Origin of the sequence: Burkholderia sp. LMG 13014 (genome assembly GCF_905232215.1) — a bacterium.
GTDB lineage: Bacteria > Pseudomonadota > Gammaproteobacteria > Burkholderiales > Burkholderiaceae > Burkholderia.
Genome location: NZ_CAJNKE010001001.1, coordinates 1 through 1,308 on the forward strand (window position 1 = coordinate 1; position 1,308 = coordinate 1,308).

A 1,308-nucleotide genomic window follows, 5' to 3' on the forward strand; every position below is an offset into this window, starting at 1 on the left:
CTGCGGCGCGCGACGTCGGCCGGCCCTCAGTCTGACGACCGCTGATCGAAGGAGCGCAACCATGACCCAGATGGCCCTCGTCATCGACCTGAACGTATGCGTCGGCTGCCATGCCTGCGTGACGAGCTGCAAGGAATGGAACACGTCGGGTGAAGCCGGCAGTCTCGCCGACCTGCGCCCGTACGACGACGATCCGTCCGGCACGTTCTTCAACCGCGTGCAGACCTACGAAGCGGGCGTGTTCCCGATGACCGACACGATCCATTTTCCGAAGTCGTGCCTGCACTGCGAGGATCCGCCGTGCGTGCCCGTCTGTCCGACCGGCGCGAGCTACAAGCGCAAGTCGGACGGGATCGTGCTGGTCGACTACGACAAGTGCATCGGCTGCAAGTACTGCGCATGGGCGTGCCCGTACGGCGCACGCGAGCTCGATGAAGGCCGCAAGGAGATGACGAAGTGCACGCTGTGCGCTGACCGCATCGACAACCAGGCGCTGCCCGAGCGCGACCGGAAACCGGCGTGTGTGCTCGCGTGCCCGACGTCGGCGCGGCTGTTCGGCGATGTGCACGATCCGGAGTCGGACGTGTCGCGTGCGATCCGCGAACGCGGCGGCTATCAGCTGATGCCGGAATGGGGTACGCGGCCGTCGAACCATTACCTGCCGCGCGTGAAGACCGAAGCGTCGTGCGGTTGCGGGAGTAGCGGCGGGTGCGGCAGTGCGTCGAACGGCGTCGGCGAAGACGATTCATTCGAGGCCCGCGCGGCGCGCGGCGACATCAATCTCGTGTCGCTCGCGGCGCAGCGCTGAGCGCGAAGCCCTTCATTCATACGAAAAAACGGAGTCCCCATGCGCCCAGCCTTTTCGGTCGTTTTCCTCACCACACTGTGCGGCGCGGCACAGGGCCTGTTGCTGACGCTCGTGATCGTCGAGGCACTTGCGTGCGCGGCGGGCGTCGAGATCGCCGCGTCGTTCTACGTAACGGGCGCCGCGCTGTCGGTCGCGCTCGGCGCACTCGGCCTGCTGGCGTCGTTCTTCCATCTCGGCCACCCCGAACGCGCATGGCGCGCGATCGCGATGTGGCGCACGTCGTGGCTGTCACGCGAGTGCATCGCACTGCCGGTGTTTCTCGCGTGCGCGTTCGCGTATGGCGCGGCACACCTGTTCGGCTGGCCCGGCACGTTGCTGATCGGCGCGGCGGGCGCGCTCGCGAGCGTTGCGCTGTTCGTGTGCACCGCAATGATCTACGCGTGCCTGCGGTTCCTGCAGGAATGGGCGAGCCCGCTGACGCTCGTGAACTTCATGCTGCT

At 66.9% G+C, this 1,308-nt stretch carries 2 protein-coding genes; both read left to right on the top strand.

All coding sequences use genetic code 11. The features are described from left to right. The first annotated feature begins 61 nt into the window (after positions 1–61). Positions 62–808 (top strand): 4Fe-4S dicluster domain-containing protein, encoded by a 747-nt coding sequence (locus JYJ84_RS36880; protein WP_174963018.1) that lies wholly within the window; start codon positions 62–64, stop codon positions 806–808. Between the two features lie 39 nt (positions 809–847). Continuing rightward, positions 848–1,308: DmsC/YnfH family molybdoenzyme membrane anchor subunit (locus JYJ84_RS36885; protein WP_205190322.1), on the top strand; the 461-nt coding region annotated here is incomplete at its 3' end.